General features: G+C 70.3%; 4 protein-coding genes and 1 pseudogene. 1 reads left to right on the plus strand and 4 read right to left on the minus strand.

What is annotated here, in order from left to right; all coding sequences use genetic code 11:
* Together AC27IQ_RS19390 and AC27IQ_RS19395 are read right to left on the minus strand one after the other, a co-directional pair.
* Positions 1–614: YeeE/YedE thiosulfate transporter family protein (locus AC27IQ_RS19390; RefSeq protein WP_487090458.1), on the minus strand; the 614-nt coding region annotated here is incomplete at its 3' end.
* Between the two features lie 87 nt (positions 615–701).
* Positions 702–1,673 (minus strand): sulfurtransferase, encoded by a 972-nt coding sequence (locus AC27IQ_RS19395; protein ID WP_487090459.1) that lies wholly within the window; start codon positions 1,671–1,673, stop codon positions 702–704.
* A 187-nt stretch (positions 1,674–1,860) separates the two neighbouring features.
* Between AC27IQ_RS19395 and AC27IQ_RS19400 the strand changes: the two genes are divergently transcribed.
* A complete protein-coding gene (locus AC27IQ_RS19400; protein ID WP_487090460.1) occupies positions 1,861–2,274 on the plus strand; it encodes a c-type cytochrome in 414 nt (137 codons plus the stop codon).
* Between the two features lie 27 nt (positions 2,275–2,301).
* On the opposite strand, the gene AC27IQ_RS19405 is transcribed toward AC27IQ_RS19400, so the two are convergent.
* Positions 2,302–3,234, minus strand: coding sequence for a CysB family HTH-type transcriptional regulator (locus AC27IQ_RS19405; RefSeq protein WP_284414432.1), 933 nt, complete (start codon positions 3,232–3,234; stop codon positions 2,302–2,304).
* A 188-nt stretch (positions 3,235–3,422) separates the two neighbouring features.
* A pseudogene (locus AC27IQ_RS19410) lies at positions 3,423–4,276 on the minus strand (FecCD family ABC transporter permease).
* Positions 4,277–4,310: the final 34 nt, after the last annotated feature.

Consider the following 4,310-nt stretch of genomic DNA (forward strand, 5'->3'; position numbering starts at 1 on the left):
AATCCGCGCCACAGCCAGGCCGCGATGGCCGCCAGCACGCCCAACTGCAGCGCCAGCGCGCCGCCGTAGCCCAGGTGCGCCGGCAGCCACACGACCGGTGCGTCGGCCACGCTGGCGCTGTACAGCGGGTTCCAGGTGCGAAACCCCAGGATGAACCCGCCGGCCGATCCGATCAGGGCGAAAGGCGCGACGGGCGAGCCTTCTGCCAGCCGGTACCAGTGCGCGCTGATGCACGAGCCCGACACCACCATGCCGGCGCCGAACGCCAGGCCCGCGGCCACCAGGGCCAGGCTCACCGGGCCGATGTGCATGTCCGCCGGCAATTGCCCGGCCGTGGGCACCGGCACCCAGCTGCCCAGCACGACGGTGTATCCCACCGTGCCCACGGCCAGCGCCAGGACCAGGGCCAGCAGGCCGCGCGGGTTGCCGTCGGCGAACCAGTCGCGGGCATGGCAATAAAAGCAAAAGCGCGACCGCTGCAGCACCACGCCCAGCACGGCGCCCACCGCCAATGAGAAAGCCAGCGTGCGCCCGCCCGGCTGGCCCTGCAGCGCCAAGGCGGCAACCCCCACTGCGGCCAGCAGTCCCCATGAAAACAGTCCCGCAACGCGCATGGCCAAAAACCTCCGGACAAAAAAAAAAGCCCGCACGCGGCGGGCTTGAAAAGAGACCCCCTACTGACAAACTGTTTTGGCCCGGCGCTACTTGGCGGCCCAGAGGGTGCCGGACGGGTTGGTGATGGGCACGCCCACGGCATTGCCGTATTCGGTCCACGAACCGTCGTAGTTGCGCACCTCGTAGCCCAGGATCTTGCTCAGCGCGAACCAGGTGTGGCTGGAGCGCTCGCCGATGCGGCAGTACGTGATGATCGGCTTGCTGCCGTCGATGCCCGCGGCGGCGTAAAGCTTCTTCAGTTCTTCGGCCGATTTGAACGTGCCGTCTTCGCGCACCGCCTGGCCCCACGGCACATTGGCCGCGCCGGGAATGTGGCCCGCGCGGACCGACAGCTCGGGCACGCCGGCCGGGGCGAAGACCTTGCCGGTGTATTCGTCCGCCGAGCGGAGGTCCACCAGCCGGGCATCGCTGCGCCCTTCGGCCACCGCCAGCGCGTCGGACAGCCGGGCCCGCAGCTGGGTGTTGACGCTGGCGACGCGGTAGGTGGTGGCCACGGGTTCGGGCACCCGGTTGTTCAGCGGCCGGTTCTCGGCCTCCCATTTCTTGCGGCCGCCGTCCAGCAGCTTCACGTCCTTGACGCCGTAGATGTCGAACACCCAGGCGCCCCAGGCAGCGAACCAGTTGCTGGTGTCGCCGTAGAGCACCACCGTGGTGTCCGGTGCCACGCCGGCTTTGGACAGCAGCGCCTCGAATGCCTCCTTGCCCACGATGTCGCGGCGCACCTTGTCGTTCAGGTCGGAATGCCAGGAGAAGTTGACCGCGCCGGGCACGTGGCTGCGCTCGTACAGGCCGGGGTTCACGCTGACCTCGATCACGCGGACCTTGGTGTTGTCCAGGTTCTGCGCCAGCCAGTCGGTGGTGACCAGCGGACCCTGCGGCACCGGCGTGGCCGCGAAGGCGGTGCCGCACAGCGCGATGGCCGCGCCCAATGCCAGGGCATACAGGCCGTCGCGCCATGTCGGGAGGTGGCGTTGAAATCGCAGTGCTGCAGTCGTCATCCCTCGTCCTTTCGCTGGAGTGCCCACTGCGCCGTGCGGTGGGCTTGAAGCGAATCTATCGGGGCCGATGCGCTGGCCCAAGCGACAAGAACGCGTTTGGATATGCGCAAAACGGCAGGCCGGACAACAGAGGCGGTGCGTGGGCGCCATCCCATCGTGCCGCATGCGCACCGCTATGCTCGACGGCATGACCCACGCCCTTTTCCGCACCGCCATGGCCCCACGCACCCTGCCCCGTTCCGCAGGCCCGGCCACCGGGCCGCGGCTGGGCTGGCACGGGGCCGTGACGGTGCTGGCGGGCCTGTGGCTGGCGAGCGCTGCCGTCACCGGCGAGGCCGCCGAGGATCGGCACCTGGGTCAGGAGCATGGCTGCATGGCCTGCCACGGCATGGTCCGCAAGCAGGTGGGGCCGGGGTTCGCCCAGATCGCCGAGCGCTACCGCAAAGACCCGCAGGCGCCGGCCCGGCTGGCCGGCAAGATCCGCAACGGCAGCGTCGGCACCTGGGGCCGCGTGATCATGCCGCGCCAGGCGCGCATCACCGAGCCCGAGGCGCGGGCCCTCGCGCTGTGGGTGTTGTCGCAGCCTGCCCCGCCGCCCTGAGCGCTGGCTGGCCCTCTTTCGCCCGGCTCAGGGCGCGGGCGCCTTCATGGCGGCTTCCACCGCCTCGCGCGTGAGGGTCGGCACGAAGCTCTCGATGAAGCGGTAGGCATAGCCGCGCATCCAGCTGCCGCGTCGCAGGCCCAGGCGGGTCAGGTTGACCTCGAAGAGGTGGCGAGCGTCCAGCATGCGCAGGTGGCGGTCGCGGTCGGGGTCCACGGCGATGGAGGCGACGATCCCCACGCCCATGCCCAGTTCCACGTAGGTCTTGATCACATCGGCATCCATGGCGGTCAGCACCACGTCAGGCGTCAGGCCCTCGCGCGAGAAGGCCTCGTCGATGTGCGCGCGGCCGGTGTAACCCAGCTCGTAGGTGATGATCGGAAAGCGCGCCAGCTGCTGCAGCGTGACGGGCTCGGCCTGGTCCAGCAGCGCATGCCCCGGCGGCACCACGATGCTGTGCGACCACCGGTAGCACGGCAGCGTGACCAGGCTGTCGTAACCGGCCAGCGCCTCGGTGGCCACGCCGATGTCGGCCTCGCCGGACAGCAGCATTTCGGCCACCTGGCGGGGCGAGCCCTGGTGCAGGTGCAGCGACACGTGGGGGTACAGCGCCCGGAAGTCGCGCACCACCTGGGGCAAGGCGTAGCGCGCCTGGGAGTGCGTGGCCGCCACGGACAGGCGCCCTTCCTGCGCGGCGCTGAAGTCCAGGCCGGCGCGCTTGAGGTTCTCGGCCTCCAGAAGCAGCCGCTCGACGATGGGCAGCAGCGTGGCGCCGGGGGGCGTGAGCCCGGTGAGGCGCTTGCCCGCGCGGGCGAAGATTTCAAGGCCCAGCTCTTCCTCCAGCTCGCGGATCTGGCGGCTCACGCCGGGTTGCGAGGTGTAGAGCATGGCGGCCACCTCGGTCAGGTTGAAGCCGCAGCGCACGGCCTCCCGCACGGAGCGCAGTTGCTGAAAGTTCATGCGCCGCCCCTTGCGGCCCAGGCGTCAGCCGATCGTGGAAGGCCTGGGGAAATGTCGGTTGCCACGGAGAGCGGTCGGATCACGGAAAACACCTTTCAGGGAAGCTGCCGCGATCTTAGGAGTCGGCCCTTCAAACCAGAAAGAATATATTTCCATGACTTAGGATCAAAAACATCTGATGATCCATGTCAGTCCGCCACCCGACGCCGCAGCAGCGCCATCACGAACACGGCGCCGATGCCCGCCGTGACAATGCCCACCGGCAATTCCTGCGAGCCCAGCAGCGTGCGTGCCACCAGATCGCTCGCCAGCAGCAATGCGCCCCCCATCACCCCGGCCAACGGCAGGAACGCGGCATGCAGGGGCCCCGACAGCCGCCGCGCCAGATGCGGCACCATCAGGCCGACGAAGCCGATCACCCCGGCGAGTGCCACGCAGCAGGCCGTCGCCACCGCGGCCACCACGAAGGCCTGCGTGCGCAGCCGCTCGGGCGCGATGCCCAGGCTGTGGGCGGTGTCGTCGCCGGCCAGCAGCGCATCCAGTGCGCGGTGGCGGCGCCAGACGAACACCATGGGCACGGCCAGCCCCAGGCATGCCAGCCACAGGTTGTCCCACCGCGCCAGCCCCAGGCCGCCGAGCGACCAGAAGACCACGGCATGCGCCGCGCGCTGATCGCCCGCAAAGACCAGCCCGTGCGTCAGCGCGCCGAACAGAAACGACACCGCCAACCCGGCCAGCACCGTCTGCGCAGGCCCCTGCCCACCCGCGCGCGCACCAGCAGCAGCACGGCGCCCGCCGCCACCACGGCCCCGGCGAAGGTCGCGGCCGGCAAGGTCCAGGCGCCCAGCCATTCGCCGGTCAACGTGATGACGGCCACGGCGCCCGTGGAAGCCCCCGAGGACAGGCCGAACAGGAATGGGTCGGCCAGGTCGTTGCGCGTGGTGCTTTGCAGCAGGCCGCCCACCAGGGCCAGCGTGGCGCCCACCAGCAGCGCCAGCACCACACGCGGCAGGCGCAGGTCGCGCACGATGGCCTGCGCCATGTCACCCGCCGGCGCGCCGAACGCCCGCCCAGGC

The organism is Acidovorax sp. KPB24-07, assembly GCF_057543315.1.

Excerpts from the sequence above, each read along its gene's own strand:
- AC27IQ_RS19405 (WP_284414432.1), bottom strand. The coding sequence starts at position 3,234 with ATGAACTTTCAGCAACTGCGCTCCGTGCGGGAGGCCGTGCGCTGCGGC.
- AC27IQ_RS19395 (WP_487090459.1), bottom strand. The coding sequence starts at position 1,673 with ATGACGACTGCAGCACTGCGATTTCAACGCCACCTCCCGACATGGCGC.
- AC27IQ_RS19400 (WP_487090460.1), top strand. The coding sequence starts at position 1,861 with ATGACCCACGCCCTTTTCCGCACCGCCATGGCCCCACGCACCCTGCCC.